This is a genomic window from Streptomyces sp. NPDC096324 (assembly GCF_044763015.1).
In the GTDB taxonomy this organism is placed as follows: Bacteria; Actinomycetota; Actinomycetes; order Streptomycetales; family Streptomycetaceae; genus Streptomyces.
In genome coordinates, this window is record NZ_JBIWFK010000002.1 from 419,723 (window position 1) to 438,183 (window position 18,461).

General features: G+C 71.7%; 16 protein-coding genes. 8 read left to right on the plus strand and 8 right to left on the minus strand.

The window, feature by feature from the left end; translation table 11 throughout:
* Positions 1–121: 121 nt before the first annotated feature.
* Positions 122–1,360, minus strand: coding sequence for an ROK family protein (locus tag ACIQ7M_RS05345; protein ID WP_386979750.1), 1,239 nt, complete (start codon positions 1,358–1,360; stop codon positions 122–124).
* A gap of 81 nt (positions 1,361–1,441) precedes the next feature.
* The gene (locus ACIQ7M_RS05350) at positions 1,442–2,119 is read right to left on the minus strand and encodes an alpha-ketoglutarate-dependent dioxygenase AlkB (RefSeq protein WP_355763733.1); all 678 of its coding nucleotides are present in this window, start codon (positions 2,117–2,119) and stop codon (positions 1,442–1,444) included.
* Positions 2,120–2,190: 71 nt separating this feature from the next.
* Between ACIQ7M_RS05350 and ACIQ7M_RS05355 the strand changes: the two genes are divergently transcribed.
* A complete protein-coding gene (locus ACIQ7M_RS05355; protein ID WP_403639939.1) occupies positions 2,191–3,333 on the plus strand; it encodes a methyltransferase in 1,143 nt (380 codons plus the stop codon).
* Positions 3,334–3,473: 140 nt separating this feature from the next.
* Entirely contained in the window at positions 3,474–4,871 is a 1,398-nt protein-coding gene (locus ACIQ7M_RS05360) for an NAD(P)/FAD-dependent oxidoreductase (protein ID WP_403639942.1), read from the plus strand.
* Between the two features lie 117 nt (positions 4,872–4,988).
* Here ACIQ7M_RS05360 and ACIQ7M_RS05365 read toward each other — a convergent pair whose 3' ends face one another.
* From ACIQ7M_RS05365 to ACIQ7M_RS05375, 3 genes are all read right to left on the minus strand, one after another.
* A complete protein-coding gene (locus tag ACIQ7M_RS05365) occupies positions 4,989–6,221 on the minus strand; it encodes an MAB_1171c family putative transporter (RefSeq protein WP_403639944.1) in 1,233 nt (410 codons plus the stop codon).
* Positions 6,222–6,761: 540 nt separating this feature from the next.
* Complete coding sequence (locus ACIQ7M_RS05370; protein WP_355775449.1) at positions 6,762–7,613, minus strand: class II fructose-bisphosphate aldolase; 852 nt, start codon at positions 7,611–7,613, stop codon at positions 6,762–6,764.
* Positions 7,614–7,797: 184 nt separating this feature from the next.
* Positions 7,798–8,679: an SIS domain-containing protein gene (locus tag ACIQ7M_RS05375; RefSeq protein ID WP_403639947.1), complete on the minus strand. Its 882-nt coding sequence runs from the start codon at positions 8,677–8,679 to the stop codon at positions 7,798–7,800.
* Between the two features lie 122 nt (positions 8,680–8,801).
* Between ACIQ7M_RS05375 and ACIQ7M_RS05380 the strand changes: the two genes are divergently transcribed.
* The 4 genes from ACIQ7M_RS05380 to ACIQ7M_RS05395 all read left to right on the plus strand — a co-directional run bounded on the left by ACIQ7M_RS05380 (position 8,802) and on the right by ACIQ7M_RS05395 (position 14,011).
* On the plus strand, positions 8,802–9,581 hold the full coding sequence (locus ACIQ7M_RS05380; protein ID WP_355775445.1) for a DeoR/GlpR family DNA-binding transcription regulator: 780 nt from the start codon (positions 8,802–8,804) through the stop codon (positions 9,579–9,581).
* A 310-nt stretch (positions 9,582–9,891) separates the two neighbouring features.
* Entirely contained in the window at positions 9,892–11,337 is a 1,446-nt protein-coding gene (locus ACIQ7M_RS05385; RefSeq protein WP_355775444.1) for a glyceraldehyde-3-phosphate dehydrogenase, read from the plus strand.
* Positions 11,338–11,791: 454 nt separating this feature from the next.
* Entirely contained in the window at positions 11,792–12,958 is a 1,167-nt protein-coding gene (locus ACIQ7M_RS05390; protein WP_403639951.1) for an MFS transporter, read from the plus strand.
* Between the two features lie 282 nt (positions 12,959–13,240).
* Positions 13,241–14,011, plus strand: coding sequence for a maleylpyruvate isomerase family mycothiol-dependent enzyme (locus ACIQ7M_RS05395; RefSeq protein ID WP_403639954.1), 771 nt, complete (start codon positions 13,241–13,243; stop codon positions 14,009–14,011).
* Positions 14,012–14,073: 62 nt separating this feature from the next.
* Here the strand turns inward: ACIQ7M_RS05395 and ACIQ7M_RS05400 are convergent, their stop codons facing one another.
* Positions 14,074–14,487 carry a MarR family winged helix-turn-helix transcriptional regulator gene (locus ACIQ7M_RS05400; RefSeq protein ID WP_389837078.1) on the minus strand — a complete coding sequence of 138 codons (414 nt, stop codon included), beginning with the start codon at positions 14,485–14,487 and terminating at the stop codon, positions 14,074–14,076.
* Positions 14,488–14,572: 85 nt separating this feature from the next.
* Between ACIQ7M_RS05400 and ACIQ7M_RS05405 the strand changes: the two genes are divergently transcribed.
* Positions 14,573–16,099, plus strand: a complete 1,527-nt coding sequence (locus tag ACIQ7M_RS05405; RefSeq protein ID WP_403639958.1) for an MFS transporter — start codon at positions 14,573–14,575, stop codon at positions 16,097–16,099.
* A 66-nt stretch (positions 16,100–16,165) separates the two neighbouring features.
* Complete coding sequence (locus tag ACIQ7M_RS05410) at positions 16,166–16,513, plus strand: DUF6332 family protein (protein ID WP_403639961.1); 348 nt, start codon at positions 16,166–16,168, stop codon at positions 16,511–16,513.
* Here ACIQ7M_RS05410 and ACIQ7M_RS05415 read toward each other — a convergent pair.
* Both ACIQ7M_RS05415 and ACIQ7M_RS05420 read right to left on the minus strand, forming a co-directional pair.
* A complete protein-coding gene (locus ACIQ7M_RS05415) occupies positions 16,474–17,139 on the minus strand; it encodes a response regulator (RefSeq protein ID WP_403639964.1) in 666 nt (221 codons plus the stop codon). The two genes, ACIQ7M_RS05410 and ACIQ7M_RS05415, sit on opposite strands and share 40 nt — an antisense overlap.
* Positions 17,136–18,374 (minus strand): sensor histidine kinase, encoded by a 1,239-nt coding sequence (locus ACIQ7M_RS05420; RefSeq protein WP_403639967.1) that lies wholly within the window; start codon positions 18,372–18,374, stop codon positions 17,136–17,138. The genes ACIQ7M_RS05415 and ACIQ7M_RS05420 overlap by 4 nt, the downstream gene beginning before the upstream one ends.
* Between the last annotated feature and the right edge of the window lie 87 nt (positions 18,375–18,461).

Genomic DNA, 18,461 nt, shown 5'->3' on the forward strand with positions numbered 1-18,461 from the left:
TCGTACGGCCAGCGGCCGTGCGCGTACCTCCCCGGGAGTACGCCGGGCTCGCCGGGCTGCTTCGCGCGTCGGTTCCCCCGGCCGACCGGGCACGCCACCGTCCCCGGGGCGCACCCGGGGATCAGACGGGCAGCGCCGTCAGCGGGTCGTCCAGCACCGGCTGCCAGGCCAACTCGGCCGCTCCGACCAGGCTGTTGTGGTCCAGCGTGCAGGCGAGGATCGGTACCCCGCCACTCCGTCCCCACAGGCTGCGGTCGGCGACGACGGCGCGCAGCCGGTCGGGGTCGGCGTCCAGCAGGGCGCGGTGCAGTCCGCCGAGGATGATGCGGTCCGGATTCAGAATATTGACGAGACCCGCGAGGCCGAGGCCCAGCCGGTCGATCAGTGCCTCGATCGCCGTGCGGACGGCCGGATCGGCGCTCTCGTCGCGGATCAGCTCGTTGGACTGCTGGAGCAGCGACACCTCGGGTCCCGGGGTCCGGCCGGCCGCGGTGAGGAACGCCAGCGGGTCGGCCTCGACGTCGAGACAGCCGCGGCTTCCGCAGTGGCAGGGGCGGCCCTCGGGGTTGACCGTGAGATGGCCGACTTCGAGGGCGAGTCCCGAACTGCCGGTGTGCAGACGCCCGTCGAGCACCAGGGCACCGCCGACGCCCCGGTGGCCGGTGGCCACGCACAGCAGATCGCGGGCGCCTCGGCCCGCACCGTGCCGGTGCTCCGCGAGCGCGGCGAGGTTGACGTCGTTGGCGGCGAACGCCGGGCCCTCGATCCCGGCCGCGCGCACCCGCTCGGCGAAGATCTCCCGTACGGCGGCACCGGCGGGCCAGGCCAGGTGCAGGGGGTTGAGCGCGAGCCCTTCGGGTTCGGTGACGGCCGAGGGCACGGCGAGCCCGGCGCCCACGCAGCGGCGCCCGGTCTCGCGGAGCAGTTCGGCGCCCGCGTCGACGACCGAGCCGAGCACCTTCGCCGGATCGGCGTCCACGGTCTCGCAGCCGGGGGCGGTCGCGACGATCCGGCCGCCGAGACCGACCAGCGCGGCGCGGAAGCCGTCGGCGTGCACCTGCGCGGCCAAGGCGACGGGCCCGTCGTCGGCGAGTTCCAGCCGGTGCGAGGGCCGCCCCTGCGAACCGGCGGCGGCACCGGGCCGCGCGTCGACGCGGATGAGTCCCAGGGCCTCCAGCTCCGCGGCCACCGCGCCCGCGGTCGCCCGGGTGACGCCCAGCTCGGCGGTGAGCACGGCACGCGTCGGCGCACGCCCGGTGTGCACAAGTTCCAGCGCCGGTCCGAGTGCTCCGCGCCCCCGGTCGAGCCGTGTCCGTGTACTGCCATCCCCCGCCGTCCGGGGGGCCGCCTTGCCGTTCATGAGGGCGAGTCTCCCATGATCCGCTCCCACGGGGCCCGCCCGGTGGCGGCGGCCGCCGCACGAGCGCGACGGCGTCCGCGGCTACCGGGCGGGCCCCGGCGGGAAGCCGCTCGCCCGGAGCGTGAGGTTCAGCCGCCCGGTCAGACCCAACTCGGGGGGAGCCGTGCCCGCGTACACCTTCGGCACTCCGTGGTAGGCGAGCCGTGACGGGCCGCCGAACACGAAGAGATCGCCGCTGCGCAGCTCGACATCGGTGTACGGCCGTGTCCGGGACTCCGTGTTGCCGAAACGGAAGACACAGGTGTCGCCCAGGCTCAGCGACACGACCGGGGCGTCGCACGATTCGTCGCTGTCGCGGTGCATGCCCATCCGGGCCTCCGCGTCGTAGAAGTTGATCAGCGCGATGTCGTACGCGGCGGACGGATCCGCGCCGAAGGCATCGGGGCCGAGGGCGTCCGTGACCGCCTCGCGGGCCAGCTCGCCGAGCGGGTCGGGGAAGGGCTTCACCGGCGAACCGTCACCGTCGACCACCGTCCGCGCGTAGCCGTACGGGTACCAGTGCCAGCCCAGACAGACCTGCCGCGCGGTCATCGTGCCGCCGCCGGGGGTGCGGACGGTACGCAGGCCCGCCGGCGGACGGGCCCAGCCGCGGCAGGCTTCCAGCAGGTGCCGCTGACGTCCGCCGTCCAGCCAGTCGGGGAGGTGCACGGCTCCGGGCGCGATCTCCGTCCTGCCGCGCGGGAACAGCTCCGCGTCCATCGACATGCCCCCATCCTCGCGCACGTCACACGGTCCCGGTCCCTTAGCCTGGACCCACGATGAACGACCGGATGACGACACCCTGGGGCGAGTACGAACTCGCCCGCTTCCCCGAGGACCCGCGCGACCGGCTGCGTGCCTGGGACGCCGCCGACACGTATCTGCTGCGGCATCTCGCGGAGAGCGGCACCCCGCTGACCGGTTCGGTCGTCGTCCTCGGCGACCGGTGGGGCGCCCTCACCACCGCGTTGTCCGCGCGGCGGCCGACGCTGATCACCGACTCCCACCTGGCCTGGGAGTCGACCCGCGCCAACCTCGCGCGGGCCGGCGCCGAGGAGTCCGCCGTCCGCCTCCTCACGACCCAGGACCCGCCCCCCGAGCGGATCGACGTGCTGCTCGTGCGGGTGCCGAAGAGCCTCGCCCTGCTGGAGGACCAGCTTCACCGGCTGGCGCCCGGGGTGCACGAGGACACGGTCGTCATCGGCACCGGGATGGTCAAGGAGATCCACACCTCGACGCTGCACCTCTTCGAGCGGATCCTCGGTCCGACCCGTACGTCGCTGGCCGAGAAGAAGGCCCGCCTCATCTTCTGCACACCGCTCCAGGGGATCGCCCGGAAGGCCAACCCCTGGCCGTACCGCTACGAGCTGCCCGACGACGTCGGCCCGGTCTCCGGCCGCACGGTCGTCAACCACGCGGGTGTCTTCTGCGCCGACCGCCTCGACGTCGGCACCCGCTTCTTCCTGCGGCACCTGCCGCGCAGCCGGGGCGCCGAGCGGGTCGTGGACCTGGGCTGCGGCAACGGCGTGCTCGGTACGGCCGTGGCGCTCGCCAATCCCGAGGCCGAGGTGCTGTTCGCCGACGAGTCGTACCAGGCGGTGGCCTCGGCGGAGGCGACCTACCGGGCGAACGCCGGCGGGAAGGCCGAGTTCCGTGTCGCCGACGGGCTGGAGGGCGTGCCGTCCGGGACTGTCGACCTCGTCCTGAACAATCCCCCGTTCCACTCCCATCAGGCGATGACGGACACGACCGCCTGGCGGATGTTCGCGGACGCCCGGCGCGCGCTGCGGCCGGGCGGCGAGCTGTGGGTGATCGGCAATCGCCATCTCGGCTACCACCTGAAGCTGCGCCGGCTCTTTGGCAACAGTGAACTGGTCGCGGGCGACGCCAAGTTCGTGATTCTGCGGGCCGTGAAGAAGGATGCCGGGCAGTAGGCCGACCCGCGCCGACCGACTCGGGAGAGATGCCCGCGCTCCGCACCAAGGGCACATTCCGCTCACTTTTTGATCACCCCTGGACAGTCGCGCGAACGACCGTAGAGTGATGCCGATCACCAAGGACAACTGGGGGAACCATGTCGCGCCGCGCTGTCGTCATCGGCGGGAGCCTGGCCGGCATGCTCGCCGCCGCTGCCCTGTTCCGGTCCATGGACGAGGTGATCGTCCTGGAGCGCGACGAACTGCCCGACAGACCGTCCCCGCGCAAGCGGATCCCCCAGGCACGGCACGCCCACATCCTGCTGCCGAGCGGACGCGACGCGATCCGGGAACTCCTTCCGGTGGCGAACGTGCACGGCCGCCTGCTCGCTTCGGGAGCGCGCGAGCAGTCCATGACCGACATGCTGGGTTTCGGCCCTCAGGGCTGGTACGGGCGCTGGGCGACCGTGACCGAGGACCTGCTGCTCACCTGCTGCAGCCGTGACCTGCTCGACTGGACCCTGCGTGACGCGGTCCTCGGTACCACTCCCGTCCGGGTCCGCCGGGCCGAGGCGCTGTCCCTGCTGGGAACCGCGGAACGCGTCACCGGTGTACGTGTCCTCTCCGAAGGCCTCCAGGAGGATCTGCGCGCCGACCTCGTCGTCGACGCGAGCGGACGGGGTTCACGTGCCGAGCACTGGCTCGAAGCGCTCGGCGTGACGGACATACCGACCGACGAGGTCGACTCGGGGCTCGTCTGCGCCAGCCGGGTCTTCCGCGTCCCGAGGGGCGCCGAGGACTTCCCGCTGACCCAGATCGAGGCCGACCCGGCCACGTCCCGTCCGGGGCGTTCCGGGACGCTGGTGCCGATCGAGGACGGCCGCTGGCTGGTCACGCTCGCGGGCACCCGCGGCGGCGAACCCAGCCCCCGTCCCGAGGCGTTCACCGACTTCGCCCTCGGCCTGCGTCACCCGCTGATCGGCCGGCTCATCTCGGCCGCCGAGCCGCTCGGCGAGGTGTTCCTCAGCCGCAGCACCCGCAACAGGCGCCGCGATTTCGAGAAGGCGGCGATGCCCGAAGGGCTGGTGGTGCTCGGTGACGCCGTCGCCACCTTCAACCCCGTCCACGGCCAGGGCATGTCGGTCGCGGCCCTGGGCGCCCAGGCGCTGAGCCGGCAGTTGCGGCAGACGGATGTCACCGCTCCGGGCTTCGCCCGCGACGTGCAGCGGGCGGCCGCCAGGTCCGTCTCGGCCGCCTACACGGTGAGCACGTCGCAGGACCAGTGGTTCCCGGAGGTCGTCGGCAGGGCTCCGACGCTCTCGGACCGGCTGATCAGCCAGTACCTGGGCCGGATGGCCCGGGTGGCGACCACCTCGTACGCCGTGTCCGCGGCCCGGTGCAAGGTCCTCACGCTCCAGGCCGACCCGAGCCGCCTCCTGCACAGCGAACTGCTCATGGCCACCTTGAAGGGCCCCGGCACGGAGCCGCAGGCCGGGCCTCCGCTGACCTTCGAGGAGAGCGCCTTCGTCGAGTCGGTGGGCCCGCTCGCCGTGTGACGGCGGTGGGTACGGTAGGGGCGCGGTCGCGGCCGTTCACGCTCCGGGCTTCCGTCCTGCCGTCGTACGAGCGCAGGGGGCGGCCGATGACGCGCGGGCCCACCGCGCGATACGCGGTCAGGACGGCTGTCGCACCGCGGTTCTGCGGGACTGGATCGCGGCGTCGACGATCGGTGTGCGGACCGCCTTGGACAGGCTCAGCAGGGACGGCTGCCCCGTGTCCAGCGACCGCGAACCGACGGCCGGCCGTCGCACGCGCGCGCTGACCGAGACCACGACGTCGACGTCACCCACCGAGATGCCGATGGTGCCGGTCTCCGCCATGGGAGTCGGCGCCTCGGCGAGAGCGGCGACGGCGACCATCGCGGCCATCCCGATCATCTCGGCCTCCGCCGCCGAGGATCCGGCGGCCAGCGCGTCCCGGTAGGCATGGCTGCGCACCTGCTCGTCGAGCTGTCCGGCGAGCCGCTTGAGGCCGTCGCGGATGGCGGTCTCCCTTGTCGTGAGCCGCAGTTCGACGTCGCCGATCATCCGCCACGACAGCGCGGTGACGCAGCGCCGACGGCTGGTCGGCCCCGCCAGCAGCCGGAACAGCGGACGCAGCCGTACGAACGTGATGGCCGAATCGATGCGCGGGCCGACGAGGGGAAGGATGTAGCCGGCCGAGGCCAGACAGGAGCCGACGGCCACCAGCGGCGCGACGCTGGTGCTGAGGCTGTCCCAGCGGTGTCCGAGCCAATGAGCGGTCAGCGCGACGGACTTGACGACGCCGTAGGCGCTGGTGAACAGCCAGCCCAGAACGAGCAGGACCAAGGACCCCCGGGTCCAGCGTTTCACCTTCCGTATCCAGCTCCAGCACAGCAGGGTCGTCGTCACCGCGGCCACCATGTGCGCCACCAGGTACAGCACGATCATCTCCCGGATGAACGGCGTCGAGGCGTAGTAGGTGTCGAAGTCGGCCCGGCGCTCGACCGGAGCGTCGCCCAGCGAGAACAGCACGCCCTCGGCGGCGATCACTCCCAGGTAGCTGAACAGCCATGCCCGCGACGTGCGCCGCACCTGGACGGGGTCATTGCCCCGCCAGTGCACGATGAGGATGAGCGAGGCCGCGCCGAAGGCGGTCACCGCGCCGTAGGTCAGCGGCGCCGCCATGTTCGGAATGCCCGTAACGCTGTTGACGAGAATGACGGTGGGCGGCGCGCCGAGCACGAAACAGAGTCCCGACAGCAGGATGACCGCGCAGAAGGACCGCTTGAGCGGGTCCTCGCGGTGCCGTCGCAGGTCGGGGAGTTGAGCGGCGAGCCCCATCCAGAGGACGGCGGCGGCCAGGTAGTAGATCAGTCCGTTCACAGCGGGCCCAGAGGCACGCGCGGGCGGGGTCCCCGACCGTCCCCGCGGCGAGGGCGCACGCCCCGATACGGGCCGCGGTCAGGGCCGGTGGCGGAGATCGCCCTGTTCACCGGGGTGTACGACCCGTCCTCGGGCGCCGACCTACCTATACCGGCCAGAAGTTGACCGCTCAAGGCCTTCTCCGTCCCGCGCCCGGCCCGGTGCCCGCCCTGCCCCGAAAACACCGCAAACCCCTGCTCCCCGCGTTCATGGGGGCATCCGGACGCGTGCCCGAGTGGCCTCCGGGGTGAAGGTTCACCCGCGAGCCTGCCGTGCCCTTTCGGCCTCCTCATAGTCGTTCACCCTAGCCACCTTGTCACCCGCTCGAACTGCCGTCGGTGCAAAAGCACATGCGTGGAAAACGGCTTCCGCCCGCCTCGGTGCGCGGCGGACGGTCGCTTTGGGGCGCATATCCGGCCGTAGCGGTATGTGGAGGGGCGCTCAGACCCTCGGCGCGAGGCGCGCACCCGGCGGCGGCTCACCCGCGCGACGCGAGGACCCTCACCCCCGTAGTACGGCGATGAGTCCCGCCACCGTCCGCGCCATCGCCTCGCGCCCCACGCCCAGGTACTTGCGTGAGTCCACGGCGTCGGGACTGGCGGTGAGGAACTCCCGTATGGCGCCCGTCATCGCGATGTTCAGCGCGGTGCCGATGTTGACCTTGGCGATACCGCCTTCGACGGCTGCCCGGAGTTCTCCGTCGGGCACCCCGGAGGAACCGTGCAGGACGAGGGGGACATCGAGCGTGACGGCAAGTCGCTTGAGGAGGTCGTGGTCGAGGGCCGCGGTCCGGGTGGTCATGGCGTGCGAGCTGCCGATCGCCACGGCCAGGGCGTCCACGCCGGAGTCCGCCACGAAGGCGCGGGCCTCCAGGGGGTCGGTACGGGCACCCGGCGCGTGCGCGTCCCGCGGAGGTTCGCCGTTCTTGCCGCCGATCTCCCCCAACTCCGCTTCGATCCACAGGCCTTGGGCGTGCACCCAGTCGGCGGCGGCGCGGGTCGCCGCGAGGTTCTCCTCGTACGGCAGGCGTGAGGCGTCGTACATGACGGAGCTGAACCCGGCGCCGGGCGCCTGGCGCAGCAGATCGTCGCTCTGTACGTGATCGAGGTGCAGGGCGACGGGCACGGAGGCCCGTTCGGCGGCGGCGGTGGCGGCACGGGCCAGCGGCAGCAGCCTTCCGTGGCGGAACTTGACCGCGTTCTCGCTGACTTGGAGGACGACGGGCGCGCCCGCCGACTCCGCCCCCGCTATGACGGCCTCGATGTGTTCCAGGGTGATGACGTTGAAGGCGGCGACTGCGGTCCGGTCCGCGGCGGTCCGGGCGACCAGTTCTCCGGTTGCTGCGAGGGGCACAACTCCTCCTGTTCCATGGGGGATCGAGCCGGAGTGGCGGCTTCGGCGGCACCGGCGGCGCCAAGGGCCCGACGGCTCCGCGACTCCGGCGGCTTGAGCGGCTTGAGCGGCTTGAGCGGCTTGAGCGGCTTGAGAGAGTGCAGGGAGTGCAGCCGGTTCAGCCGGTTCAGCCGGTTCAGCCGGTTCAGCCGTCGAGAATCACCGAGCGGGTGAGGTGGCGGGGCCGGTCGGGATCGAGGCCGCGCGCCGCGGCGACGGCGACGGCGAGGCGCTGGGCGCGGACGAGTTCGGCGAGCGGGTCGAGGCCCCCGTCGACCCACAGCCCACCGGTCCCGCGAACCTGTTCGGCGAGTCCCTCGGGCGCTTCGCCGAGCATCCAGGTGGCGGTGCCCCGGGTCGTGACGCTGATGGGGCCGTGCCGGTACTCCATCGCGGGGTAGGCCTCGGTCCAGGCGAGGGACGCCTCCCGCATCTTGAGCGCGGCCTCGTTGGCGAGCCCGACCGTCCATCCGCGGCCGAGGAAGGTGAACTGCGTGCAGTCGACGAGCCCTTGGGGCAGCGGGGTGTCGAGTGCGGTGCGCGCGTCCGCGACGACGGCCTCGCGGTGCAGGCCGAGGTGGGCGCGGAGCAGGGTGAGCGCGGTCGTCGCGAACCTGGTCTGCACGACGGACCGTTCGTCGGCGAAGCCGAGCACGACGACGTCGTCCGCGGACTTCATCACGGGCGTGTCCGGATCGGCGGTGACGGCGGTCGTACGGGTCCGTCCGCGCAGCCGGCCGAGCAGTTCGAGTACTTCGGTGGTCGTCCCGGAGCGCGTCAGGGCGACCACGCGATCGTACGAGCGGCCCGCGGGGAACTCCGAGGCGGCGAAGGCGTCCGTCTCCCCCTGCCCGGACCGTTCGCGGAGCGCGGCCGCGGCCTGCGCCATGAAGAACGAGGTGCCGCATCCCACGATCGCGACGCGCTCCCCCGGCGCCGGCAGCGCGGCCGCGTGCGCTGTCGCCTCGTCGGCGGCGCGGATCCAGCACTCGGGCTGGCTGTTCAGTTCGTCTTCGACATACGTCATGGCTTACCCCTCCCACCGATGCTCGTTTCTGCAAGATATAGCGAGGTTTCAAGCACAATCAAGCATCTGAGCGCGAATGGGGTGCGTTAAGGTCGCGGAGGAGCGAGGAATGGAGAGCCCTGATGTCGCGGGACGCCCGGTGGAAGGCGCTGCTGGAACTGCTCGTGGAGCGGGGCCGTCTGGACGTCGAGGAGGCCGCGGCACGGTTGGAGGTCTCGGCGGCCACGATCCGGCGCGACTTCGACCAGCTCGCCGAGCAGCAGATGCTCGTCCGCACCCGGGGCGGCGCGGTCGTGCACGGCGTCTCGTACGAACTGCCCCTCCGCTACAAGACCGCCCGTCACGCCTCTGAGAAGCAGCGCATCGCGAAGGCGGTCGCCGACCTGATCACCCCCGGCGAAGCGGTGGGTCTCACCGGGGGCACCACGACGACCGAGGTGGCCCGCGCTCTCGCCGTACGCCCGGACCTGACGTCCGGCTCCCCCGCGCTGACCGTGGTCACGAACGCGCTCAACATCGCGAACGAGCTCGCCGTACGCCCCCAGTTCAAGATCGTGACGACCGGCGGGGTCGCCCGGCCGCAGTCGTACGAGCTGATCGGACCACTCGCGGATGCCGTCCTCAAGCAGATCACCCTGGATGTCGCGGTCCTCGGCGTGGTCGCGTTCGACGCCACGCACGGCGCCGCCGCCCACGACGAGGCGGAGGCCGCGATCAACCGCCTCATGTGCGAGCGGGCCGAGCGCGTGATCGTCGCCGCCGACTCCAGCAAGCTGGGGCAGCGCGCGTTCGCGCGCATCTGCGCGGCCGAGTCGGTGAACACCCTCGTCACGGACGCGGCGGCGGGACCCGAGACGATCGGACGGTTCGAGGAAGCCGGCATCGAGGTCATCGCCGTATGACCGTATGACCGTCCGGCGCTTCAACCGGACGACCGCCCGCGCCTGAAGGACCCGACTCGCGGGGCGGGACCGGTTTGTGGAGCGGAACCCGGCACGCGTGGCGTGCCCCCGTTCACGGGGCGTCCCCACTCACGGGCGGAACCCGTTCACGGGGCGAAACCCGGCTCGCGGGGCGGGACCCGGCCGCCCCCGATCCCATGCCACGAACGCCCCGGCGGACGTCGGCCTCCCCACGAGTGGACACCGCATGAACGTCGGAAACAGGGGCCGGTTACCATATGAGCGCCACCTAGCTCGAAAGATGATTCCTGTGACTGTCAACGACGACGCGTTCACCAACTGGAAGACCCGCGAAGAGATCGCGGAGTCGATGATCCCCATCATCGGGAGGCTGCACCGGGAGCAGGACGTCACCGTTCTCCTGCACAGCCGCTCCTTGGTGAACAAGTCGGTGGTGAGCATTCTCAAGACCCACCGCTTCGCCCGGCAGATCGCCGGCGAGGAGCTCTCGGTCACCGACACGCTTCCGTTCCTCCAGACGCTCACCACGCTCGATCTCGGCCCGTCCCAGATCGACATCGGCATGCTCGCCGCGACGTACGCCGCCGACGACCGCGGGCTGTCCGTCGAGGAGTTCACCGCCGAGGCGGTCGCCGGCGCCACCGGCGAGAACAAGATCGAGCGCCGCGAGGGCCGTGACGTCGTCCTCTACGGCTTCGGCCGCATCGGCCGTCTGCTCGCCCGTCTGCTCATCGAGAAGACCGGCTCCGGCAACGGCCTTCGCCTGCGCGCCATCGTCGTGCGCCAGGGCGGCGACCAGGACATCGTCAAGCGCGCCTCACTGCTGCGCCGCGACTCCATCCACGGCCAGTTCCAGGGCACGATCACCGTCGACGAGGCGAACAGCACGATCATCGCCAACGGCAACGAGATCAAGGTCATCTACGCCAACGACCCGTCCGAGATCGACTACACGACGTACGGCATCAAGGACGCCATCCTCGTCGACAACACCGGCAAGTGGCGTGACCGCGCGGGCCTCTCGAACCACCTGCGCCCCGGGATCGACAAGGTCGTCCTGACAGCTCCGGGCAAGGGCGACGTCCCGAACATCGTGCACGGCGTCAACCACGACACGATCAAGCCGGACGAGCAGATCCTGTCCTGCGCCTCCTGCACCACCAACGCGATCGTGCCGCCGCTCAAGGCGATGGCCGAGGAGTACGGCGTTCTGCGCGGCCACGTGGAGACCGTCCACTCGTTCACCAACGACCAGAACCTGCTGGACAACTACCACAGCTCCGACCGCCGTGGCCGCTCCGCGCCGCTCAACATGGTCATCACCGAGACGGGTGCCGCCTCCGCGGTCGCCAAGGCACTGCCCGACCTCAAGGCGCCCATCACCGGCAGCTCGATCCGTGTTCCGGTGCCGGACGTCTCGATCGCGATCCTCAGCCTGCGCCTGGGCCGCGCGACCACCCGCGAGGAGGTCCTCGACTACCTCCGCAACGTCTCGCTGACCTCGCCGCTCAAGCGTCAGATCGACTTCATCAGCGCCCCCGACGCGGTGTCCAGCGACTTCATCGGCTCGCGGCACGCCTCGATCGTCGACGCCGGCGCCACCAAGGTCGAGGACGACAACGCGATCCTCTACCTCTGGTACGACAACGAGTTCGGCTACTCCTGCCAGGTCATCCGCGTCGTCCAGCACGTCTCGGGCGTGGAGTACCCGACCTTCCCGGCTCCGGCGGTCTGAGTCCGGATCCACCCCCGGCTCCTCCCGTTCCGGCGGGGATGCCGGGGCGGTCGCGCCTAACCGCTGACCCGCTCAGGGACAGAAGCTCGACGGGCAGAACCACGCTCACCGAGGGCCGCCATCCGTTTCCGGATGGCGGCCCTCAGTGATCGGCGGCTGGGCGCAGGTCCCGCGCCCGCGCCACTTCCGTGACCGCGCGGAACGTGCTTTCGTCCGGCATCGGCGCCCCTCGGCTCGACCGGGGCTCGATGAACGCGCACCCAGGCCGGGCTCGCCGAGCGCGCATCCGGGCCGGGCTCGACGAGTGCCCAGGCGGGTTCCATCCGCCCTCCACCAGCGCGTTCATACGATCTCACCCCTCCCATCCCGGCCCGCCGCTCCCCTTGCCCCGAGCGTGGCAGCCGTCTAACGTACGTTTGTGCCGCTAATAAACAAACCCGTTCCGCACAGTGTCGTGCCGGATCGTTCCCTCACCCGACTCCGTGTCACCCTCACCGCCTTCTTCGCCCTGGACGGCTTCGTCTTCGCCGGGTGGGTCGTCCGTATCCCCGCCATCAAGCACCAGACCGGCGCCTCCGCCGGCGCTCTCGGCCTCGCCCTTCTCGGCGTCTCCGCCGGAGCCGTGATCACCATGATGCTGACGGGGCGCCTGTGCCGGCGGTTCGGCAGTCACCCGGTGACCGTGGCCTGCGCGGTGCTGCTGTCCTTGAGCATCGTCCTGCCCCCGCTCGCCCACTCCGTGCCGCTGCTCGGACTGTTCCTGCTGATCTTCGGCGTGGGCTACGGCGGTATCAACGTCGCCATGAACAGCGCGGCCGTCGATCTCGTGGCCGCGCTACGACGTCCCGTGATGCCCAGTTTCCACGCGGCCTACAGTCTCGGCGGCATGCTCGGAGCGGCTCTCGGCGGGCTGGTGGCCGGGTATCTGTCACCGACCCGCCATCTGCTCGGCATCGCCGTCATCGGCCTGCTCGTGACCGGCGTCGCGGGACACGCGCTGCTCCGCGAGGACGTCCCGGTGTCACCGGAGCGGGCGCTGGGCGACGCGCCCGAGCGGCGACGCCGTCTCGACTCCCGCACCCGCGGCCTGGTGCTCGTCTTCGGGCTGATTGCCCTGTGCACCGCGTACGGTGAGGGCGCTCTCGCGGACTGGGGAGCGCTGCATCTGCAGCAGGACCTGGACGCCCGCCCGGGGACCGCCGCCGTCGGCTACTCCTGCTTCGCCCTCGCCATGACGATCGGCCGGCTGAGCGGGACGGCACTCCTCGAACGGCTGGGCCGGACCCGCACGTTGGTCATGGGCGGCGCGACGGCCTCGCTCGGCATGCTGCTCGGCTCCCTCGCGCCGTCCGTCTGGGCGGCGTTCCTCGGCTTCGCCGTCACCGGGCTCGGCCTCGCCAACGTCTTCCCCGTGGCGGTCGACCGGGCCGGCGCGCTCGCCGGAGCGAACGGTGTCGCGGTCGCCTCCACCCTCGGGTACGGGGGTCTGCTGATCGGCCCGCCCGTGATCGGATTCATGGCCGACTGGTACTCACTGCCTACGGCGCTCACCAGCGTGGCGGCACTGGCGGCCGTTGCCGCCCTGATCGGATTCGCGACACGCCGCGCCGCCGTGGGCTGACGGGGGCGAGGACGCGCCGGGCCGCCATGGGCCGACGGCGGTGCGAGGCTCAGCACCGCCGTGGCGACGGGGCGGGGAGGCGCTGGGCCGACCTGGGCCGGCGGATGCGGGCAGGCACCGCCCCGCCATGGGCCCACGGAGGCGAGCAGACGCCGGCGGGGCCGAGATCCCGTTCCGGCATGCTGAAGTCGCCTCCTCTCCCCCGCACTTCGCCCCCGTCCCTCCCTCGCACTTCGGCCCCGTCCTCCGCGCGAGGCGCCCGCGTCCGGCACACTTCTCGGCATGGAGATTCGGGAGTTCGTGGAAACCCTGGACCGGGAGGGCCGGTCGCTGGCCACCGCCGCGGAGAAGTCGGGCGTCGACGCCGAGGTCCCGACCTGCGCGGGCTGGCAGGTCAGGGATCTGGTGCGGCACACGGGCATGGTCCACCGCTGGGCCACCGCGTTCGTCGCCGAGGGGCACACCTCGTACCACCCCGACGGCGGTCTGCCGGAGCTGGACCACGACGCGTTGCTGTCCTGGTTCCGTGACGGGCACCGCAGGCTCGTGGACACCCTGACCGACGCCTCGCCGGACGTGCGGTGCTGGACCTTCCTCCCGGCACCCTCACCCCTGGCCTTCTGGGCACGCCGTCAGGCGCACGAGACCACCGTGCACCGGGTCGACGCCGAGTCGGCGCTCGGCGGAGAACCCACCGCCGTCCAGCCGGACTTCGCGGTCGACGGGATCGACGAGTTGCTGCGCGGATTCCACGGCCGGGACAGGAGCAAGGTCCGCACCGAGGAACCCCGTGTGCTGCGCGTGCGTGCCACGGACCGCGCGGACGCCGTGTGGACCGTACGCCTGTCGTCCGAAGCGCCGTTCGCCGAGCGCGGCGGTCACCCGGACCCCGACACCGACCAGAACGCAGACGTGGAGGTGGACTGCGAGTTGGCGGGACCGGTCGCGGGCCTCTACCTGGCCCTGTGGAACCGCGCCCCGTTCCCGACCGTGACGGGGGACGCCTCACTCGCCACCCTGTGGCGGGAGAGGTCCGCCATCAACTGGAGTTGAGGGTCACGTCCGCCGAACGGGCCTCCGGGTCCGGGCGGCGGACCGTGAACCGGACGGCCCGGTCACTCCCCGCACACCGCCGGGTCGCCCGCCAGCATCCGGGCCAGGACCGCACGCTGCAACGGCAGTACCTCGCCGTGCAGTTCGCGCCCCTTCGCGGTGACGCACACACGCACGCCCCGCCGGTCCTCGGCGCACATTCCACGCGTCACGAGGCCGTCCTTCTCCAGGCGTCCGATGAGCCGGGACAGGGCGCTCTGGCTGAGGTGGACGCGCTCGGAGATCTCCTGGACGCGGAAGCTGGGGCCGCCGTCCGCCGCGGTGCCCGCCGTCAGCAGGTCGAGCACCTCGAAGTCGCTGGCTCCCAGACCGTGCGGATGCAGCTCGCGGTCGAGTTCGCAAAGGGTGCGGGCGTGCACCGTCAGGATGCCGCGCCACTGGTCCACGAGCCCCTGCTCGGCATTCTCGGCAGCCATGCACGCACCGTAGCAAAGAATCGACTTTGTTGCGTCGTAATTAAATGCGCTTGCATTGAATGCATGTGCATGTACTGTCGGCGGTATGACCTCTCCGCTCACCCACCCTGTACCGGGACGCTGGACGCCCCGGTTGTGGGGCACCCTGCTCGTGCTCTGCGCCGCGATGTTCCTGGACGCGCTGGACGTGTCGATGGTCGGCGTGGCGCTGCCGTCCATCGGCTCCGAACTCGACCTCTCCACCTCGACGCTCCAATGGGTCGTCAGCGGCTACATCCTGGGTTACGGCGGACTGCTGCTTCTCGGCGGGCGCACCGCCGACCTGCTGGGCCGCCGCCAGGTCTTCCTCGTGGCCCTTGCCGTGTTCGCGCTCGCCTCGCTGCTCGGCGGTCTCGTCGACTCGGGCCCGCTGCTGATCGCCAGCCGTTTCATCAAGGGACTGAGCGCCGCGTTCACCGCACCCGCGGGCCTGTCGATCATCACCACGACGTTCGCCGAGGGTCCACTGCGCAATCGCGCGCTCTCGATCTACACCACCTGCGCGGCCACCGGATTCTCCATGGGCCTGGTCCTGTCGGGGCTGCTCACCGAGGCCAGCTGGCGGCTGACCATGCTGCTTCCCGCCCCCATCGCCGTCGTCGCCCTGTTCGCGGGCCTGAAGCTCATCCCGCGCAGCGAACGCGAGAAGGGCCACGGGGGTTACGACATCCCGGGCGCCGTCATCGGCACCGCCTCGATGCTGCTGCTCGTCTTCACCGTCGTCCAGGCGCCCGAAGCCGGCTGGGGATCGGCCCGGACCCTGCTGTCCTTCCTCACCGTCGCCGTGCTGCTCACCGTCTTCGCCGGCATCGAGCGGCGCAGCCCGAGCCCGCTGATCCGGCTCGGCGTGCTGCGCTCCGGCAGCCAGGTCCGGGCCCAGCTCGGCGCGATGGCGTTCTTCGGCTCGTACGTCGGCTTCCAGTTCCTCGTCACGCTGTACATGCAGTCGCTGCTCGGCTGGTCGGCCCTGCACACCGCGCTCGCCTTCCTGCCGGCCGGCGCGCTGGTCGCCCTGTCCTCCACGAAGGTGGGGGCCGTCGTCGACCGGTTCGGCACACCGCGGCTCATCGCGGCGGGCTTCGCCCTGATGGTCGCCGGGTACGCGCTCTTCCTCCGCGTCGACCTCGACCCCGTGTACGCGACGCTCATCCTGCCCACCATGCTGCTCATCGGCGCCGCCTGCGCCCTCGTCTTCCCGTCCCTCAACATCCAGGCGACCAACGGCGTCGACGACCACGAGCAGGGCATGGTCTCGGGCCTGCTCAACACCTCCGTGCAGGTCGGCGGCGCGATCTTCCTCGCGGTCGTCACGGCCGTCGTCACCGCGAGTTCCTCCGCGGGGTCCGCGCCCCAGGACGTCCTCGACAGCTACCGCACCGGCCTGGTGGTGGTGACCGGCATCGCCCTGGCAGGCCTGCTGATCACGCTGCCCGGCCTGCGCGCACGGCGACAGCGGGAGTCCCTCGTCGTCGCCCGGTCCGACCGGTCCGACCAGTCCAGCCAGTCCGGCCGGACAGTGGCGGAGTCGGAGTCGGAGTCTGAGTCGGAACGGGTCGCCGTCCACGATCGCTGAACACGTCCGACGCGCGCGCCCGACGGGGTTCTTGCTCCGCCGGGCGCGCGGCTGTTGACTCGGCCCATGGACAACGACGGGGAAATCACGGGCAGTTGCCGCAGCGGTACGGATGTGACGCGGGTGCCGCGCACCCAAGCACAGCATCAGGCACGGCGCGACGCCGTGACGGTCGAGATCGGATACGCCCTGGCCAGCGCGGTGTTCGTCGCGGCGGTCGCCTTCGGCGTCGTGACCGGTCCCGCTCTCTTCCTGGACCTGTCGTCCGCCACGGTGCACGCGCTCATCACCGTGGGCGGCACCCTGGCCGCCGTCCTCTTCGCGCTACGGGTGGCCACCGTGCTGTTCAGCTTCCACCGGGAAGCCTCCGTTCCTCAGCCCAGCCAGCCCGGTCGTACCAGCCCCGACTCGTAGGCGAGTACGACCAGTTGGGCGCGGTCACGGGCGCCGAGTTTCACCATCGTCCGGCTGACGTGGGTCTTGGCGGTGAGCGGGCTGACGACGAGGCGGCGGGCGATCTCCTCGTTCGAGAGGCCGATGCCGACCAGCGCCATCACCTCCCGTTCCCGCTCGGTGAGTCCGGCCAGCGTCGCGACCGACTCGGGCTCCTTCGAGCGCGCCGCGAACTCGGAGATCAGCCGGCGCGTCACCCCGGGCGAGAGCAGGGCGTCGCCCTCGACCACCGCCCGTACCGCGCGCAGCAGTTCATCGGGCTCGGTGTCCTTGACCAGGAAGCCGGAGGCACCGGAGCGGATGGCCTCGAAGACGTACTCGTCCAGCTCGAACGTGGTGAGCATGACCACCTTCACGTCTCCGAGCGCTCCGTCGCCGGTGATACGGCGCGTGGCGGCGAGGCCGTCCAGCACGGGCATCCGGATGTCCATCAGGACGACGTCCGGAACCAGTTCACGGACCGCACGCACCGCTCCCTCGCCGTCGGCGGCCTCCCCGGCCACCTCGATGTCCGGCTGGGCGTCGAGCAGCGCCTTGAAGCCGGCCCTGACCAATGACTGGTCGTCGGCGAGCAGTACGCGGATCACCGATTCTCCTCCTTGGCCTTCCACGGCAGTACGGCCAGCACCCGGAACCCTCCGTCGTCGCGCGGACCGGCCTCGATCGTGCCACCCAGCGCGGCCGCCCGCTCCCGCATGCCCGCGAGCCCGTTGCCGCTTCCGCCCGCGTCCGCGCCGGTGGCCGGACCGTCGTCGTCGATCCGCAGCCGCAGCACGCCCTCCTCGTGATCGAACCGCACCCGGGCCCGGCGCGACCCCGAATGCCGTACGACATTCGTGAGCGCTTCCTGGACGATGCGGAACGCGGCGAGGTCGGTGCCGGGCGCGGGCGCCGGGACCTCACCCTCGACCTCGACCGTCAGACCGGCGCTCGCCGCCTGCTCGACCAGCTCGGGAAGCCGGTCGAGCCCGGGAGCGGGCGCGCGCGGCGCCTCCCCTGGCGCTCGCAGGGTGTCGAGCACCTGCCGGACCTCGCCGAGCGCCTCCTTGCTGGCCGCCTTGATGGTGGTGAGCGCCGTACGCGCCTGTTCGGGATCGGAGTCGAGGAGCGCGAGACCCACGCCCGCCTGGACGTTGATCACCGAGATGCTGTGCGCCAGCACGTCGTGCAGTTCGCGGGCGATCCGCAGCCGTTCCTCGTCGGCTCGGCGCCGGGCCGCCTGCGCGCGCTCGGCCCGTTCACGGTTCCACTGCTCGCGGCGCACCCGCACCAGCTCCGCCAGGGCCACCACCGCCACGACCCAGGTGGCGATGCCGATCTCCTGCATCCAGGAGGGCGGGTGGTCGCCCGTCGGGGGCAACTCGCGATACAGCCAGTGGGCGACCACGAGATGCCCCGCCCACAGCAGTCCGAGCGCCGTCCAGGCCGCCTTGCGGTGCCCGGCCACCACGGCGCTGAAGCAGCCCACGGCAACGGGGAGGAAGACCGGCCCGTAGGGATATCCGGCGGCCACGTAGACCAGGGCCACCGCGGCCGTGCCGAACACGACGAACACGGGGTGCCGCAGGCGCCAGAGCAACAGGCCGGAGCCCACCAGAAGAAGCGCCCGGGAGAAGGGGTCCAGAGCGAGCCGATCGCCGTGCTGGGCGTGGGCGGCGAAGTTGGAACCGATCAACACGAAAGCGGTGAGCAGCAGTGTGGAACGCCAAGGCCAGCGCGCGCGGCGCCCCTCGTCGTCCCGGCGGTCCCACCCGGGCGGCCCGTGCCACCAGCGCGACGGACCGCCCCACGTCGGCGCCGCGGGTGTGTGCTGCTCTTCCATGGCCGTCACGCTAGACGGCCGACCGCGACGGCGGCGTCCGCCGGGCGAGGTGATCACCCGTACTCCCCACGGAGTACGAGGCGGCCG